Genomic DNA, 15,889 nt, shown 5'->3' on the forward strand with positions numbered 1-15,889 from the left:
ACCTCACGTCGTACGCCGGCGCCGCGCGCCCGGGCGCCGTTCGCTCGGCCGGGACACCGACTCGCCGGCCTCCTTGGCCGCCTCGCGGCGCGCCGCACCGTACTCGGCCAGGGCCTCCGCCAGCTTGGAGACGCTCGGCTCCGGCGACAGGACGTCGACCCGCAGGCCGTGCTCCTCCGCGGTCTTGGCCGTGGCCGGTCCGATGCAGGCGATGACGGTGACGTTGTGCGGCTTGCCGGCGATGCCGACGAGGTTGCGCACGGTGCTCGACGACGTGAAGAGAACGGCGTCGAAGCCGCCGCCCTTGATCGCCTCGCGCGTGTCCGCCGGCGGCGGCGACGCGCGCACGGTCCGGTAGGCGGTGACGTCGTCGACCTCCCACCCGAGCTCTATGAGGCCCGCGACGAGCGTTTCGGTCGCGATGTCGGCGCGCGGCAGGAAGACACGGTCGATCGGGTCGAAGACCGGGTCGTACGGCGGCCAGTCCTCCAGCAGCCCGGCCGCGGACTGCTCGCCGCTCGGCACCAGGTCCGGCTTGACGCCGAACTCGACGAGCGCGGCGGCGGTCTGCTCGCCGACGGCGGCGACCTTGATGCCGGCGAAGGCGCGGGCGTCGAGCCCGTACTCCTCGAACTTCTCCCGGACGGCCTTGACGGCGTTCACCGAGGTGAAGGCGATCCACTCGTAGCGGCCCGTGACCAGGCCCTTGACCGCGCGCTCCATCTGCTGCGGGGTGCGCGGCGGCTCCACGGCGATGGTCGGCACCTCGTGCGGCACCGCGCCGTACGAACGCAGCTGGTCGGAGAGCGAAGCGGCCTGCTCCTTGGTGCGCGGTACGAGGACGCGCCAGCCGAACAGCGGCTTCGACTCGAACCAGGACAGCTCCTCGCGGCGCGCGGCGGCGCCGCGCTCACCGACCACGGCTATGACCGGCCGGGAGCCCTCGGGCGACGGGAGTACCTTGCCCTGCTTGAACACCTGGGCGATGGTCCCGAGGGTGGCGTTCCAGGTCCGCTGGCGGGTCGTGGTGCCGGCGACGGTCACCGTGAGCGGGGTGTCGGGCCCCCGCCCGGCAGACACCAGCTCGGCGGCGGCGCTCGGGACGGTCTCCAGCGTCGCGGAGACGACGACGGTGCCGTCGCTGGCGCCGACCTCGCTCCAGCAACGCGCGGAGGCGTTGCGCGCGTCCACGAACCGCACGTCGGCACCCTGATCACCGCGCAGCGGCACGCCGGCGTACGCGGGCACGCCGACGGCGGTCGCGACACCGGGCACCACCTCGAAGGGTATGCCGCCGGTGGCGCAGGCGAGCATCTCCTCGGCCGCGTTGCCGTCGAGTCCGGGGTCGCCGGTGACGGCACGGACGACCCGCCTGCCGGAGCGCGCAGCCTCCATGACAAGATTGGCCGCATCCCGGATCACCGGGACACCGGCGGCTGCTGACACTTCGTCAGCGACCGTCAGCTGTGGCGTGTCCACTCCGGCGCGCGCATGCGTGCGTACGACATCGAGCACCTCGGGTTCCGCGATCAGTACGTCAGCGGCCGCGAGCGCCTCCACGGCGCGCAGCGTCAGCAGACCCGGGTCACCGGGGCCGGCACCGAGGAAGGTGACGTGCCCGTGGGCGGCGGCGACCGGAAAAGCGGAGGTGGTCGGACGTGAGGGGTTCAAAGGGATCGCTCCCCCATCAGACCGGCCGCGCCCTTGGCCAGCATCTCGTCCGCGAGTTCGCGGCCGAGCGCAATGGCCTCGTCGTACGACTGGGGCACGGGACCGGTGGTGGACAGCTGCACGAGCGTCGCGCCGTCGAGGGTGCCGACGACGCCGCGCAGGCGCATTTCATTGACAGCCTGGCCGTCGGCCAGCAGATCGGCGAGCGCGCCCACGGGGGCGCTGCAGCCGGCCTCCAGGGCGGCGAGCAGGGAACGCTCGGCGGTCACGGCGGCCCGGGTGTGCGGGTCGTCGAGCTCGGCGAGCGCGGCGATGAGCTCCGCGTCGGACGCGAGGCACTCCACCGCCAGGGCCCCCTGGCCGGGAGCGGGCAGCACGTTGTCGACCGACAGGAAGTCGGTCGCCTCGGCGCTGCGGCCGATCCGGTTCAGTCCGGCGGCGGCGAGGACGACGGCATCCAGCTCTCCGTCGCGCACGAAGCCGATCCGGGTGTCGACGTTCCCCCGGATGGCGACGGTCTCGATGCGCTTCCCGAGGGTGCGCGCGTAGTGGTTGAGCTGCGCCATGCGGCGCGGCGACCCGGTGCCGACACGGGCGCCGTCGGGCAGCTGCTCGAAGGTCAGGCCGTCACGGGCGACGAGCGCGTCGCGCGGGTCCTCGCGCGGCGGCATGGCCGCGATGACGAGTTCCTCGGGCTGGGAGGTCGGCAGGTCCTTCAGCGAGTGGACGGCGAAGTCGACCTCGCCGCGCAGCAGCGCGTCGCGCAGCGCGGTGACGAACACGCCGGTGCCGCCGATCTGCGCGAGGTGCTCACGGGACACGTCACCGTAGGTCGTGATCTCCACGAGTTCGACGGGCCGGCCGGTGATCGCCCGTACCGCGTCGGCGACGTGCCCGGACTGGGACATCGCCAACTTGCTTCGCCGCGTGCCGAGCCGGAGAGGCTGGTCGAGACGTGGATTCATGATGCCCGTCCTGAGTCGTGGTTCTTGTCAGCCTGGTCGGCCTGGTCGACCTGTCCGGCCTGACCGGCCGCGTCCGCCCGGCTGACGGAGGCCACCGTCTGCGGGTCGAGGTCGAAGAGTTCACGCAGCGCCTCGGCGTACCCGGCGCCGCCGGGCTCGCTGGCGAGCTGCTTGACGCGCACGGTCGGCGCGTGGAGGAGCTTGTCGACGACGCGGCGCACGGTCTGGGTGACCTCGGCCCGCTGCCGTTCGTCCAAGTCCGGGAGCCGCCCGTCGAGCCGCGCCACTTCCATGGCCACGACCTCGGCGGCCATCGCCCGCAGGGCGACGACGGTCGGCGTGATGTGCGCGGCCCGCTGCGCGGCCCCGAAGGCGGCCACCTCTTCGGCGACGATCCCGCGCACGGCGTCCACGTCGGCGGCCATCGGCGCGTCGGCCGAGGCCTCGGCGAGCGATTCGATGTCGACCAGCCGGACGCCCGGGATCCGGTGCACTGCGGCGTCGATGTCGCGCGGCATGGCCAGGTCCAGCAGGGCGAGCCGTACGGGCGCCACGTCGACCTGGCTGCGGGCGCCCTTGCGGGGCTGCCGCTGCGCGGCGGCCTCGCCCTGGTCCGCCCATGTGCCGTGCAGTTCGAGGGAGTTGGCGTCGACACCGGTGAGCGCGGCGCGTCCGTCGCCGGCCGGCGCGTCGACGGGGCATCCGTCGCGGTCCGCGCCGGGTGCGATGGTCCGGGCCACGCCGCCGTCGGCGAGGCGGATCCCGGCCTCGGCGGCGGCCACCAGCCGCGCCACGACCTCGGCGTCCAGGCCGGCCGGCGTGCGGGGCGCCGGGTCCGGGACGGGGCCCCGGGCCTCGGGAAGGTGCAGGGAGGGGACGGGCCGTGCAGGGCCCCCCACGGCGGCCGCGACGTCCTCGCCGGTCAGCACCAGCCCGGTGGCGCCGGTGCAGGACACGACGACATCGACTCGCGTCAGCTCGTCGGCGACCTCGGCCATCGGCAGGGACCTGGCCGCCACCCCAGTGCCTGAGGCAACCAGAATCTCGACCAAACGGTCCGCCCGCTCTGCGGTGCGGTTCGCCACGACGATCTCGGCGATGCCGACCCGCGCCAGCGTGGCGGCGGCCAGCGAGGACATCGACCCGGCGCCGATCACCAGCGCCCGCTTGCCCCCGGCCCAGACGTCCACCGGCTCGCGCCCGGCTGTCAGCTGTTCGAGCCCGAAGGTCACCAGCGACTGTCCGGCCCGGTCGATCCCGGTCTCGGAGTGCGCCCGCTTGCCGACGCGCAGCGCCTGCTGGAACAGGTCGTTGATCAGGCGGCCGGCGGAGTGGAGCTCCTGCCCCAGCGCCAGCGCGTCCTTGATCTGCCCGAGGATCTGGCCCTCGCCGACCACCATCGAGTCCAGCCCGCAGGCCACCGAGAACAGGTGGTGGACGGCCCGGTCCTCGTAGTGGACGTACAGGTACGGAGTGAGCTCCTCCAGAGCCACCCCGCTGTGCTGCGCGAGCAGGGTCGACAGCTCGGCCACACCGGCGTGGAACTTGTCCACGTCCGCGTACAGCTCGATCCGGTTGCACGTGGCGAGCACCGTCGCCTCCGTCGCCGGCTCTGCGGCGAGGGTGTCGTGCAGGAGCTTGACCTTGGCGTCGGCCGACAGGGAGGCGCGTTCGAGCACGCTCACCGGCGCGCTGCGGTGGCTCAGTCCCACGACGAGCAGGCTCATGCCGGCATCACCGCCGGAACATCGCCCTCGGGGCCGCTCTTGCGTGCGGCGGCGGACCGCCCGGCGGGCGGCTCGACGGCCGCGGCGGGGGCCGCGCCGGAGCCGACGACTGCGGCGTCGGCCGCATCCGCGTCGGCGGGGGCGACGGAGGAGGGGGCGGCGCCGGCCGCGGCTTCCTCCCCGGCCTTGCGCTGCTCGTGGAACGCCAGGATCTGGAGTTCGATCGACAGGTCGACCTTGCGCACGTCCACCCCGTCCGGGACGGACAGCACGGTCGGCGCGAAGTTCAGGATGGAGGTGACACCGGCGGCGATCAGCCGCTCGCTCACCTGCTGGGCGGCGCCCGCCGGGGTCGCGATGACGCCGATCGAGACGCCGTTCTCCTCGATGATCTTCTCAAGGTCGTCGGTGTGCTGCACGGGCATGCCCGCGACCGGCTTGCCGGCCATCGCGGGGTCGGCGTCGATGAGGGCCGCGACGCGGAATCCGCGCGCGGAGAAGCCGCCGTAGTTGGCGAGGGCCGCACCGAGGTTGCCGATGCCGACGATGACAACCGGCCAGTCCTGGGTCAGGCCGAGTTCGCGGGAGATCTGGTACACGAGGTACTCGACGTCGTAGCCGACGCCGCGCGTACCGTATGAACCCAGGTAGGAGAAGTCTTTGCGGAGCTTGGCGGAGTTGACTCCGGCGGCCGCCGCGAGCTCCTCGGAGGACACCGTGGGCACCGATCGCTCGGAGAGCGCGGTGAGTGCGCGCAAGTACAGCGGAAGCCGGGCGACAGTGGCCTCGGGAATACCTCGGCTGCGGGTCGCCGGTCGGTGAGTTCGGCCAGTTGCCACGATGCTCCTGCGGGATGAGCGGGGCTGCAGGCGGTCACTTGTCCCAAGACCGCCCCGTCGAAAGCAGGCTATGCCTTTGTGAACGCGTGCACAAAGATTGTGTCCGCTTTGTCCGAGCAAAGTGACCGGGGTCACGCGACGCGGGTGCGCAGGACGGGAACCCACAACACGCCGAACCCGTTCAAATCCCGAGGCGGGCAAAACGGTACACACTCCTCATCGATACGCCCCCGAGACCCCGCAAATCGCCCATGATGGTAACCGGCCGGAGGTCAGCCCCCCAACGCCCGGCGCAACCGGTCCGGGTTCACCCTCCAGAAGGTGTGCTGCTCGCCGTCGACCAGCACGACCGGAATCTGCTCCCAGTGCCGCCGATAGAGCTCCGCGTCCTGCGAAATATCCTTCTTCTCCCACTGTGCTCCGACTTCCGCACAGACCTTCTCGATCACCTCCTCGGCGTCATCGCAGAGATGGCACCCCGGCTTCCCGATGAGCGTGACCAACCGCTCGCCGGGACGCTTCTTTTCCTTACGACGCAGCAAAGGGCTCATGCCCCCCATTCTCCCGCGCCGCCCCGTAACACCCGCGCACCGAAGAGTTCACGCCCTCGGCATCGCTTCGGTTCGGGAACTCCCGAACACAATGGCTATGCTCGCGTCATGGCCGCTCTGGGATGGCTCACCCCCCGTAGGCGCTCCGCAACCGCGCGGAGCGTGCTGGCAGGCGAGGCCTCGGCCGAGGCCGCCCGCAAGACCGCGCAGGCGCGCGAGGCGGATGCCGGACCACCCGCCGAGCCCGAGGAGACCGCCGGGCGGACGGCCGGGGCGGCAGCCGAGGAAGCGGAACCGGCCGAACCCGAGTTCCCCGTCGCCGGCGACGACCTCGCCGCCGCCTTCTTCGACCTCGACAACACCGTCATGCAGGGCGCCGCGATCTTCCACTTCGGCCGCGGCCTCTACAAGCGGGAGTTCTTCCACCGCCGCGAGCTCGCCCGCTTCGCCTGGCAGCAGGCCTGGTTCCGGCTCGCCGGGGTCGAGGACCCCGAGCACATGCAGGACGCCCGCGACAGCGCCCTTTCCATCGTCAAGGGCCACAAGGTCTCCGAGCTCATGTCCATCGGCGAGGAGATCTACGACGAGTACATGGCCGAGCGGATCTGGCCGGGCACCCGCGCCCTGGCCCAGGCCCACCTCGACGCCGGCCAGAAGGTCTGGCTCGTCACGGCCGCGCCCGTGGAGACCGCCACGATCATCGCCCGCCGGCTCGGCCTGACCGGGGCGCTCGGCACCGTCGCCGAGTCCGTCGACGGCATCTACACCGGCCGGCTCGTCGGCGAGCCGCTGCACGGACCCGCGAAGGCCGAGGCCGTGCGCGCGCTGGCCGCCGCCGAGGGCCTCGACCTCGAACGCTGCGCGGCGTACTCCGATTCGCACAACGACATTCCGATGCTGTCGCTGGTCGGACATCCGTACGCGATCAATCCCGACACAAAACTGCGCAAGCATGCCCGGGCACACGACTGGCGGCTGCGCGACTATCGGACCGGCCGCAAGGCCGTGAAGGTCGGCGTCCCGGCCGCCGCCGGGGTCGGCGCGATCGCGGGCGGCGCGGCCGCCGCCATCGCCCTGCACCGCCGCCGCAAGTAGCCCGCTGCGCCCCGCGGCCCAGGCTGCCGCCCAGGCCGCAGCCTGGGCGGCAGCCGCCGCGCGGCCGGCCGGGCGACGCCTCGCGGGCCGCCGGCCCGCTGCGCCGCGGGCATTCCCCCACCTCTACCCCCGCGTCCCGCGCGCCACTCCCGCATGCCCGACTCGGTCGCGAGCCACGTGGAACCGTCCATTCCGCGCGCTCAACCGATCAAGAAGCGATCACCAACTGCGACCGAATATGCCTTCGACACGCAACAGAAGTGTCGGAATCGGTGATTTGAGCAACTGGGTGTAGCGCTCCCTGTACGAAGCGTTATTCTCCTCAAACGCATGCCACCGCCCATCTGTCGCCACGACGGGTGAACGGTCTCGCACTGCACGTGATGGAAGCTCTGCCTCTGGGAGTCCCGTGTACCCACCTGTCGGGGTTGACGCCTCGGGCCTGGCTACGCTGCGCGCAACGGTCCTCGACCACCTGCGCGGCTTCGTCCCCACCGCGTACGCCGTCCCTGCCTTCGCCGCCGCGGTCCCTGCCGGCCTCGGCCCGGCCGGTCCTTGCTATGCCCTGACGGACGGCGGAGCGACGGTGGGCAGACGCGGTCGCGCGGGAGGAGGCGCCGGCGGCACCGCCACCGGAACGAGCGCGCCCGCCGCACGCCGCCCCACCGCGGACAGCGACCAGGCCCGCATGATGGACCTGGTCGAACGCGCCCAGGCCGGCGAGGCCGAGGCCTTCGGCCGGCTCTACGACCAGTACAGCGACACGGTCTACCGGTACATCTACTACCGCGTCGGCGGCAAGGCGACCGCAGAGGATCTCACCAGCGAGACCTTTCTGCGGGCACTGCGCCGCATCTCCACCTTCACCTGGCAGGGCCGCGACTTCGGCGCCTGGCTCGTGACGATCGCCCGCAACCTGGTCGCGGACCACTTCAAGTCCAGCCGCTTCCGCCTGGAAGTGACCACGGGCGAGATGCTGGACGCGAACGAGGTGGAACGATCCCCCGAGGACTCGGTCCTGGAGTCCCTCTCCAACGCCGCCCTGCTGGAAGCCGTGCGCAAGCTCAATCCCCAGCAGCAGGAGTGCGTGACCCTGCGGTTCCTCCAAGGCCTGTCGGTCGCCGAGACCGCCCGGGTGATGGGCAAGAACGAGGGCGCCATCAAGACGCTTCAGTACCGGGCTGTCCGCACGCTGGCCCGCCTGCTCCCGGACGACGCCCGCTGACCCCCGCCGGGCCCGACACCGCCACCCCCGAACGCCTCCCCCTGCCACACCCCCCACACCTTCCGGCCCTCCTGACAATCCACACAACCGGTGACCCCTCGATGACGCTGTGGTCCGATCATCCTTCGTCCGTAACCCAAGTGCCGCGCCGCTCGTTGTGCGGGATGCAGGCTCCCTGTGGACATGCCCTGCCTGAAGCCGCTCACCCGAAAGTGTGGACGTGCTCAAGGAAGGCAACCTTCCGGACACCTTGGGGAGTCGATCGTCATGACGAGAGGAGGTGCCGCCAGTGATCGCGAACGTGACTCCGCACCGGCGGGCGAACGCCTTCGCCCAGGCCCTGGAGGATCGGAACCCATCCGATCCTCCAGAACCGGACCCGGCGGCCGAGCAGTCCCAGGCACCTGCCGAACCTGCCGACCACGACCGGTTGTTGGCCCTGGCGAGCGCGCTCGGCGAAAGAATGCCGCGCCCGGTGCTGGACCCCGGGGTCAAAGTGGTGCAACGAGCGCAGCTCGTGGCCGCCATGGAGGCCAGGGTGATGGAAGAGAGGGCCGGGGGCGGTGCCGCCTCGGACCCTCAAGTGCCCGAGCAGCGGACCGGCCGCGGCGCCCACCGGGCGACCTCGCTCCGGAAATTGCGGCCCCGCTCCCGCTGGTCCAAGGGCATCGCAGCGGGCGGCCTCACCGTAGGTGTGGCCGCGGGGGCCTTCAGCGGAGTGGCCGCTGCCAGCACGGACGCCCTGCCCGGTGACTCCCTCTACCCGATCAAGCGGGGCATGGAGGATCTGAAGCTCGGGATGACCGACGAGGACGCGGACCGGGGCGAGCTCTACCTCGACCAGGCCTCGAACCGCCTCGCGGAAGCCCGCAGGCTGATGGAACGCGGCCGGACGGGCGTACTGGACCACGAGTCGCTCGGCGAGATCCGCCGGGCCCTGGCCGGTATGAAGCACGACGCGGCGGAGGGCCACCGGCTCCTCCAGGCAGCCTACGAACGGGACGGCTCGCTCGGCCCGATCCAGGCGCTGTCGTCGTTCTCCCGCTCCCACCGCGACGCGTGGGGCCGGCTCCGGGAAAAGCTCCCGGCGCAGCTCACCGACGTGAGCGGAGAAGTCGAGTCGGTCTTCCAGGCCATAGACGATGACGTGGCGCCCCTGCAGAGCCTGCTCCCGAAGGCCCCGGAGCGGACCCGCGGCTCCGGCGCCCCGGCCAAGCCGAGCGCTCCGGCCGGGCAGCAACAGCAGCAGTCCGCACCGGCGGCGGGCGCCCCCTCGGCCAGCCCGACCCCGACCCCGCCCGGCGGCAGCAAGCCCTCACCGGCCCCCGGCGGCCTCCTGGGCGGCGCCGGCGACCTCCTGCACCCGCCCACGGGGCAGGGCACCCTGGCGCCCTCGTCCTCGCCGGAGCAGGCACAGCCGGACATCACCCTGCCGCCCCTGCTCCCGGGCCTCCTCCCGGGCCTGGGCATCAAGGCGGAGGACACCAAGTAGCACCGAACGGCCGCAGGCCCTCAGCCCCGAACGGGACTGAGGGCCTGCGCCGTGAAACAGACCCGGCGGAACGGCCTCCGAGGAATCAGAAGAACACGGACCGCCGCTGCACCAGCAGTTTGTACAGCGTGTGCTGGATCTGCTCGCGCACCTCGTCCGTCAGGTTGAACATCAGCATCGGGTCCTCCGCCGCCTCCGCCGGATACCCGTCCGTCACGATCGGCTCGCCGAACTGGATCGTCCACTTCGTCGGCAACGGCACCGCACCCAACGGCCCCAGCCACGGGAACGTCGGCGTGATCGGGAAGTACGGGATCCCCAGCAGCCTCGCCAACGTCTTCGCGTTGCCGACCATCGGGTAGATCTCCTCCGCCCCCACGATCGAGCACGGCACGATCGGCGTCCCCGCCCGCAGCGCCGTCGACACGAACCCGCCCCGCCCGAACCGCTGGAGCTTGTACCGGTCTCCGAACGGCTTCCCTATCCCCTTGAAGCCCTCCGGCATCACCCCGACCAGTTCCCCGGCTTCGAGCAGCCGCTGCGCGTCCTCCGAGCACGCCAGCGTGTGCCCTGCCTTGCGCGCCAGCTCGTTCACCACCGGCAGCATGAACACCAGGTCCGCCGCCAGCAGCCGCAGGTGCCGCTGCGCCGGATGGTGGTCGTGGACCGCCACCTGCATCATCAGCCCGTCCAGCGGCAGCGTCCCGGAGTGGTTCGCCACGATCAGCGCCCCGCCCTCGGCCGGGATGTTCTCGATGCCCTTGACCTCGACCCGGAAGTACTTGTCGAACAGCGGCCGCATCAAGGACATCAGGACCTGGTCCGTCAGCTCCTTGTCATAGCCGAACTCGTCGACCTCGTAGTCCCCGGTGACCCGCCGCCGCAGGAACGCGAGCCCACCGGCGATCCGCCGGTCCCAGGCAGGCCCGGCCGCCTCCACGGGAGCGGGCTCCGCCGCGGCCGGCTCCACGGCCTCCACCACCGGCTCCGGAGCGGGCACCGCCCGTACTCTCCGCGGCCCGGCGCCCCGCCGGCGCGGCCGGTCCTCGTCGAACGGAATGACCTTGGCATCCGCCACTATCGCTGCGCTCCCTCTTCGGCTCCGGCAACCCCGACGTCCGGGCTGTGCCCGTTCAGCATGGCCCCAACCCGGTCCACGGCCTGCCCCACGCGCTCCGGCGGCAGCAGCCCGGTCCCCCGGCTGCGCGCGAAATCCGCGAAGGTCTCGGCGGTCGTGTACATGGGCTTGAATCCCAGCACCTCCCGCATCTGGGACGTCTCCACGACCCGCCCGTGCGTGAGCAGTCTGATCTGCTCCGGCGAGAAATCGGTGACCCCCACCGCGCGCAGCGCCGACCCCACCCACGTGACCGCAGGCAGCAGCAGCGGCACCGTCGGCCGTCCCAGCCGGCGCGCGCACTGCGACAGCAGCAGCACCCCGTCCCCCGCGATGTTGAAGGTCCCGCTGTTCAGCGTCCCGCGCTGAGGCTCCCCCGCCGCCAGCCGCAGCACGTCCAGCACATCGTCCTCGTGGACGAACTGCAACCGCGGGTCGTACCCCAGCACCGTCGGCATCACCGACATCGAGAAGTACTCGGCGAGCGCGGAGTCCGCGTACGGCCCCAGGATGTTCGCGAAGCGCAGCACGCACACCGCCACGTCGGGCCGTCTGCGCGCGAAGCCCCGTACGTACGACTCGACCTCAACGGCGTCCTTCGCGAAGCCCCCCGCCGGCAGTGACTTGGACTGTGTGGTCTCCGTGAAAACGGCCGGATCCCGCGAGGCGCCCCCGTACACGTACGTACTCGACTTCACCACCAGCCGCCGTACCGTCGGCGACTTCTGGCAGGCCCCCAGCAGCTGCATCGTCCCGATGACGTTGGTCTCCTTGACGGCACTGCCCGTGCCGCCGCCCGGCCCCGGGCTGCCGCCGGTGACGGCCAGGTGGACCACCGTGTCCACGGCGTGCTCGGCGAGCACCCGGGCGATGGACGACTGCCTGATGTCCGTACGGACGAACTCCGCCGATCCGAGCCCGTGAGGCGGCGCCACCGCGTCGACCGCGATGACACGTTCGACCTCAGGATCACGCTGGACGCGCCGCACGAAGCGGCCCCCCAGCTGCCGGGCTGCCCCGGTAACGAGCACGACCTTCCCCACGAGCTCAGCGCCTTCCTCGTCGTCCCCCGGCTACACCGCAGCCCCTCCACCAGGATGGTGGAGGGGCTGCGGAGAACACGTACAGCTGCCGTTTACTTCTTGTTACGGCGCTGGACGCGGGTGCGCTTGAGCAGCTTGCGGTGCTTCTTCTTCGCCATCCGCTTGCGCCGCTTCTTGATAACAGAGCCCACGACTACCCTCGCTCACTTCTTCTTCACTGGTGCGGGGCGTCTGGGCCCACACGACCTACGTCGGCCTAGCCTACCCGCCCGAGCTCCGAGCTTGTAATCCGAGGGACACCGCAGGTGAATCTCAGGCCGACTCCACCCCCACATAGGACTCTCGGAGGTACTCGTGAACCGCGTTCTCGGGGACCCGGAAGGACCGGCCCACCCGGATTGCGGGCAGATGACCGTTGTGCACCAGGCGGTACACGGTCATCTTCGACACTCGCATCACCGAGGCAACCTCCGCCACGGTCAGGAACTGCACCTCACTGAGAGGCCTCTCGCCAGCAGCCATGACACACCTTGACCTTCCGCGCATGACGGGCACCGGCTTCCCCTCCGGTTACTCCTCGTCGTCGCACGCTCACTCCCCAGAGTAGGGGCGTGTGATACGAGTGGGGAAGAGGAGCTGCGGCCACTCCTGCGCGCCCGACAGACTCGCCCGATCGAGTACATAGCGAACGAGCGGTCCGTAGTAGTCCGCGCGCACCGCGTCATCAAGCGGAACGGCCACCGCCACCCGCCCCTCCGCCTCGCCTACGAACAGCGCCGGATCATCCGTATCCGCCAGCCCGATCGCCTCCACACCGAGCTGACCTGCGCCGCAGACCCAGCCGTGATCCCCCACCACCAATTCCGGCAGCGGGCCGCCGGCCTCCGCGAGCGCCCCGAGCGCCATCCGAACCGGCAGGGGTGAATGGGTGTGCGCGCCGGTGGCACTTCCAGGAGGCCGCGCGCCGGGTTCCCGCACCAACGCGACTCCCCGTACGTAATCGATGCTGTGCCTGCGTACGCCGAACCGGGTCGTCATGTCGACACGGACCCCCTGCGCCGGGGTGAGCACAACACATCCCGCCGCCGACAGGGCCTGCGCCAAACTGGCGTAGAACCCCAGGAGACGATGCGGATGCCCCGTCCCGAACAGCACGGGCGACCGCGCCCCGGCCGCTGCGCGCAGCCGCCCCGCGAACGCCTCCAAGGCCGCCAGCGTCCGCTCCGGATCGATCACATCCGGCCCGCTGACGTGCGCCGGATCCGCCGAGACCCCGCACTTGTCCGCCATCAGCCTCAGCAGGTCGCCCTCGCCCCAGCACCGCTCCGGATCCAGCCCGAGCAGCACCCGCGGATCCCGCGCCGCGAACAGCCGGTAGCTGCGCAGGCTCTCCTCCCGCGAGGTGGCGACGGGCCCGGCCAACCGGGCGGCCAGCAGATGCGCACGCAGCGCGCCGGTGCTCAACACCCTCCGATGCTGCCGCACGACACCTGGCGGATCATCAATTCCGGCGAACAGCCCCACACTTGGCGTAACGATGCATCACCGCTCCCAGGCCTTACGTGAGCAGGCCACGCAACGGGAACACCGCCCGCCTCGTCGCCAGAACGGCCTGATCGATCCGGTCGGCCGGATCGTAGCCCGCCTCCCAGTCCCGCCACTCCACCGTCCGCCCGTCCGTCATCCGGGCCGGCCCCGGCTGCCGCGTCCGCGCGTACACCTCGTCCCGCCACGCGTCCGGGACCGCCGACTGCGGATCGACCGGACGGTGCCCCACGATCCCCACCAGATGCGTCCACGACCGCGGCACGACGTCCACAACCGCGTACCCGCCGCCGCCCAGTGCCAGCCACCTGCCGCCCGCGTACTCGTGCGCGAGCCGGTGACAGGCCTCCTGTACGGCCCGCTGCGCGTCCAGCGACACCGCGAGATGGGCGAGGGGGTCCTCGAAATGCGTGTCCGCCCCGTGCTGGGTCACCAGCACCTGCGGCCGGAAGTCCGCCAAGAGCTCGGGCACCGTCGCGTGGAACGCCCGCAGCCACCCTTCGTCCCCGGTCCCGGCCGGCAGCGCCACGTTCACCGCCGAACCCTCCGCGGCCGGCCCGCCCGTCTCCTCCGGCCAGCCGGTCTGCGGGAACAGCGTCCGCGGATGCTCGTGCAGGGAGATCGTCAGCACCCGGGGGTCGTCCCAGAACGCCGCCTGGACCCCGTCGCCGTGGTGCACGTCCACGTCCACGTACGCGACGCGCTCCGCCCCCAGCTCCAGGAGCCGCGCGATCGCCAGCGCCGCGTCGTTGTACACGCAGAACCCTGCCGCGCCGCCCGGCATCGCATGGTGCAGCCCGCCCGCGAAGTTCACCGCGTGCTCGGCCTCCCCGCGCCAGACCGCCTCCGCGGCCGCCACCGACTGCCCTGCGATCAGCGCCGAGGCCTGGTGCATCCCGTGGAAGGCGGGATCGTCCATCGTCCCCAGCCCGTACGACCCGTCGGCCACCCCGGGATCCGCGGACACCTCGCGCACCGCGGCCACGTAGTCCTCCCGGTGGACCAGCCGCAGCGTGGAGTCCCCCGCTGCTGGTGCCGCCCGTACGGACATCTCCCGGTCCAGCCCGAAGGCGCGCACCAGGCCCATGGTCAGCGCCAGGCGCACCGGATCCATCGGATGGCTCGGTCCGAAGTCATACCTCGTTACCGCCTCGTCCCACATCAACAGCCCGGTCACCGGCTCGCCGCTCATGCCCGACACCGTATCGGGCGCCCTCCGCGCCGAACGAGCGGGCGTGGAAGAGTGTCACGAGGACCAGTCCCATCGGCACGAGCATCGCGCCCCGGTAGTTCCAGGCGTCCCCGATCCCGCCGACGAGCGGCGAACCGATCAGGAAACCGACGTAGTTGAAGATGTTGAGCCGCGCCACGGCCGTGTCCGAGGCTCCTGGCCCGTTGTGCTCCACCGCGCGCCTGCCCGCGGCCGCGAAGGTCTGCGGCACGATCACGCACAGCCCGATCCCGAGCAGCGTGAACCCGAGCATCCCCGTCCACGCCCCGGGCGCGGCGGCCACGACCGCGAACCCGCCGGCGGCGACGAGCGTCCCGATCCGTACGACGGCCACCGCCCCGAAGCGCCGCACGCCCAGGTCCCCGACCGCACGCCCGATCAGCGTGGTCACCATGTACACGTTGTACGGGACCGTCGCCAGCTGCTCCGAGCTCCCCAGTACGTCCTGGAGGTACTTGGCGCTCCAGTTCGACACCGTCGAATCCCCGATGTACGCACACGCCATCACCAGGCACAGCGGCAGCAGCCACTTGAACCCGCCGGCCCCCGGCTCCGTACCCTGCTCGGCATCCGCCGGCCGGTCGGCGTAGAACCGGCTCCCGTACAAGGCTGACGGCAGCAGCATGACGACGGCCGGCAGGTACGAGGTGAACAGCGACAGGTGCCAGTGCGCCCCCGCCCAGGCGGCGGACGCCCCCACGATCCCGCCCAGGCTGTACGCGGCATGGAAGCCGAGCATGATGCTGCGCCCGTACGCCCGCTGGAGGCTGACGCCGAGCATGTTCATCGACGCGTCGAGCGCACCGACCGACAGCCCGAACGCGCCCAGTGCCAGCGCCGCGTGCCACATCCGGCTGCCGGCCCCGACTCCCAGCAGGGCGAGCAGGACGAGCGGCTGCGCCCACCGCAGTACGACGGCGGACCCGACCCGCTTCACGAGGTGCTCGGTGACGACGCTGGACACCCCGGCGAGGATCGGCACGGCGGCGAGGAAGGCGGGCAGCAGCCCGTCGGATATCCCGTACCGGTCCTGGATGGCGGGGATCCGCGTCACGAGGAGGGCGAAGGTCACGCCTTGTACGAAGAAGCTGAACCCCAAGGAGCCCCGGCCCCGGCGCAGCCGTACGTCTTCTGTCATGGCGGCACAGCGTAGGCCCGCGGGCTACCGGTGGGTAGAGAGATCACACAGGGAGTTCCAGAAGGACCGTCAGCTCCTTCATGGCCGGCGACGGGAGCCGGCTCCCGGAGGAGGTCGTAGCCCGTGGCCCCGACCCTGCGCAAAAGATGGCCGTAAACGCAGAAAAGCCCCGCACCATAAGGTGCGGGGCTTTCCCACAATGATTGTTCGGCGGCGTCCTACTCTCCCACAGGGTCCCCCCTGCAGTACC

The 15,889-nt window shown here is 71.6% G+C and carries 15 protein-coding genes; 3 read left to right on the forward strand and 12 right to left on the reverse strand.

Annotated elements, in window-relative coordinates; all coding sequences use genetic code 11:
• Window positions 1-3 precede the first annotated feature (3 nt).
• The 5 genes from ABTY04_RS30465 to ABTY04_RS30485 form a co-directional block, all read right to left on the reverse strand.
• Window positions 4-1,671, reverse strand: coding sequence for a bifunctional uroporphyrinogen-III C-methyltransferase/uroporphyrinogen-III synthase (locus tag ABTY04_RS30465; protein ID WP_352216638.1), 1,668 nt, complete (start codon window positions 1,669-1,671; stop codon window positions 4-6).
• Window positions 1,668-2,636 (reverse strand): hydroxymethylbilane synthase, encoded by a 969-nt coding sequence (hemC, locus tag ABTY04_RS30470; protein WP_352216639.1) that lies wholly within the window; start codon window positions 2,634-2,636, stop codon window positions 1,668-1,670. The genes ABTY04_RS30465 and hemC overlap by 4 nt, the downstream gene beginning before the upstream one ends.
• Window positions 2,633-4,363 carry a glutamyl-tRNA reductase gene (locus tag ABTY04_RS30475; protein ID WP_352216640.1) on the reverse strand — a complete coding sequence of 577 codons (1,731 nt, stop codon included), beginning with the start codon at window positions 4,361-4,363 and terminating at the stop codon, window positions 2,633-2,635. Before ABTY04_RS30475 ends, hemC begins: the two co-directional genes overlap by 4 nt.
• Window positions 4,360-5,202, reverse strand: a complete 843-nt coding sequence (locus tag ABTY04_RS30480) for a redox-sensing transcriptional repressor Rex (RefSeq protein WP_352216641.1) — start codon at window positions 5,200-5,202, stop codon at window positions 4,360-4,362. The genes ABTY04_RS30475 and ABTY04_RS30480 overlap by 4 nt, the downstream gene beginning before the upstream one ends.
• Before the next feature lie 272 nt (window positions 5,203-5,474).
• Window positions 5,475-5,753 (reverse strand): glutaredoxin family protein, encoded by a 279-nt coding sequence (locus ABTY04_RS30485; protein WP_352216642.1) that lies wholly within the window; start codon window positions 5,751-5,753, stop codon window positions 5,475-5,477.
• A gap of 108 nt (window positions 5,754-5,861) precedes the next feature.
• On the opposite strand from ABTY04_RS30485, the gene ABTY04_RS30490 reads away from it, so the two are divergent.
• The 3 genes from ABTY04_RS30490 to ABTY04_RS30500 all read left to right on the forward strand — a co-directional run bounded on the left by ABTY04_RS30490 (window position 5,862) and on the right by ABTY04_RS30500 (window position 9,565).
• The gene (locus ABTY04_RS30490; protein WP_352216643.1) at window positions 5,862-6,848 is read left to right on the forward strand and encodes an HAD family hydrolase; all 987 of its coding nucleotides are present in this window, start codon (window positions 5,862-5,864) and stop codon (window positions 6,846-6,848) included.
• A 409-nt stretch (window positions 6,849-7,257) separates the two neighbouring features.
• Window positions 7,258-8,073 (forward strand): ECF subfamily RNA polymerase sigma factor, BldN family, encoded by an 816-nt coding sequence (locus ABTY04_RS30495; protein WP_352216644.1) that lies wholly within the window; start codon window positions 7,258-7,260, stop codon window positions 8,071-8,073.
• Between the two features lie 289 nt (window positions 8,074-8,362).
• On the forward strand, window positions 8,363-9,565 hold the full coding sequence (locus tag ABTY04_RS30500; RefSeq protein ID WP_352216645.1) for a DUF5667 domain-containing protein: 1,203 nt from the start codon (window positions 8,363-8,365) through the stop codon (window positions 9,563-9,565).
• A gap of 85 nt (window positions 9,566-9,650) precedes the next feature.
• Here ABTY04_RS30500 and ABTY04_RS30505 read toward each other — a convergent pair whose 3' ends face one another.
• The 7 genes from ABTY04_RS30505 to ABTY04_RS30535 all read right to left on the reverse strand — a co-directional run bounded on the left by ABTY04_RS30505 (window position 9,651) and on the right by ABTY04_RS30535 (window position 15,639).
• Complete coding sequence (locus ABTY04_RS30505) at window positions 9,651-10,643, reverse strand: lysophospholipid acyltransferase family protein (protein ID WP_352216646.1); 993 nt, start codon at window positions 10,641-10,643, stop codon at window positions 9,651-9,653.
• Window positions 10,643-11,725: an NAD-dependent epimerase/dehydratase family protein gene (locus tag ABTY04_RS30510; protein WP_352216647.1), complete on the reverse strand. Its 1,083-nt coding sequence runs from the start codon at window positions 11,723-11,725 to the stop codon at window positions 10,643-10,645. Before ABTY04_RS30510 ends, ABTY04_RS30505 begins: the two co-directional genes overlap by 1 nt.
• A 92-nt stretch (window positions 11,726-11,817) precedes the next feature.
• Complete coding sequence (locus ABTY04_RS30515) at window positions 11,818-11,916, reverse strand: 30S ribosomal protein bS22 (protein ID WP_003948845.1); 99 nt, start codon at window positions 11,914-11,916, stop codon at window positions 11,818-11,820.
• A 121-nt stretch (window positions 11,917-12,037) separates the two neighbouring features.
• Window positions 12,038-12,247, reverse strand: coding sequence for a helix-turn-helix domain-containing protein (locus ABTY04_RS30520; RefSeq protein WP_008738568.1), 210 nt, complete (start codon window positions 12,245-12,247; stop codon window positions 12,038-12,040).
• Window positions 12,248-12,316: 69 nt separating this feature from the next.
• Window positions 12,317-13,192, reverse strand: a complete 876-nt coding sequence (locus ABTY04_RS30525) for a phosphatase (protein ID WP_352216648.1) — start codon at window positions 13,190-13,192, stop codon at window positions 12,317-12,319.
• Between the two features lie 91 nt (window positions 13,193-13,283).
• Window positions 13,284-14,432, reverse strand: coding sequence for an acetoin utilization protein AcuC (locus ABTY04_RS30530; RefSeq protein ID WP_352216654.1), 1,149 nt, complete (start codon window positions 14,430-14,432; stop codon window positions 13,284-13,286).
• Window positions 14,404-15,639 carry an MFS transporter gene (locus tag ABTY04_RS30535; RefSeq protein ID WP_352216649.1) on the reverse strand — a complete coding sequence of 412 codons (1,236 nt, stop codon included), beginning with the start codon at window positions 15,637-15,639 and terminating at the stop codon, window positions 14,404-14,406. Before ABTY04_RS30535 ends, ABTY04_RS30530 begins: the two co-directional genes overlap by 29 nt.
• Window positions 15,640-15,889 lie beyond the last annotated feature (250 nt).

It is taken from the genome of Streptomyces sp. NPDC097981, from assembly GCF_040302565.1.
In the GTDB taxonomy this organism is placed as follows: domain Bacteria; phylum Actinomycetota; class Actinomycetes; order Streptomycetales; family Streptomycetaceae; genus Streptomyces.

Excerpts from the sequence above, each read along its gene's own strand:
- hemC (WP_352216639.1), bottom strand. The coding sequence starts at position 2,636 with ATGAATCCACGTCTCGACCAGCCTCTCCGGCTCGGCACGCGGCGAAGC.
- ABTY04_RS30475 (WP_352216640.1), bottom strand. The coding sequence starts at position 4,363 with ATGAGCCTGCTCGTCGTGGGACTGAGCCACCGCAGCGCGCCGGTGAGC.
- ABTY04_RS30485 (WP_352216642.1), bottom strand. The coding sequence starts at position 5,753 with ATGAGCCCTTTGCTGCGTCGTAAGGAAAAGAAGCGTCCCGGCGAGCGG.
- ABTY04_RS30490 (WP_352216643.1), top strand. The coding sequence starts at position 5,862 with ATGGCCGCTCTGGGATGGCTCACCCCCCGTAGGCGCTCCGCAACCGCG.
- ABTY04_RS30520 (WP_008738568.1), bottom strand. The coding sequence starts at position 12,247 with ATGGCTGCTGGCGAGAGGCCTCTCAGTGAGGTGCAGTTCCTGACCGTG.
- ABTY04_RS30530 (WP_352216654.1), bottom strand. The coding sequence starts at position 14,432 with ATGTGGGACGAGGCGGTAACGAGGTATGACTTCGGACCGAGCCATCCG.
- ABTY04_RS30535 (WP_352216649.1), bottom strand. The coding sequence starts at position 15,639 with ATGACAGAAGACGTACGGCTGCGCCGGGGCCGGGGCTCCTTGGGGTTC.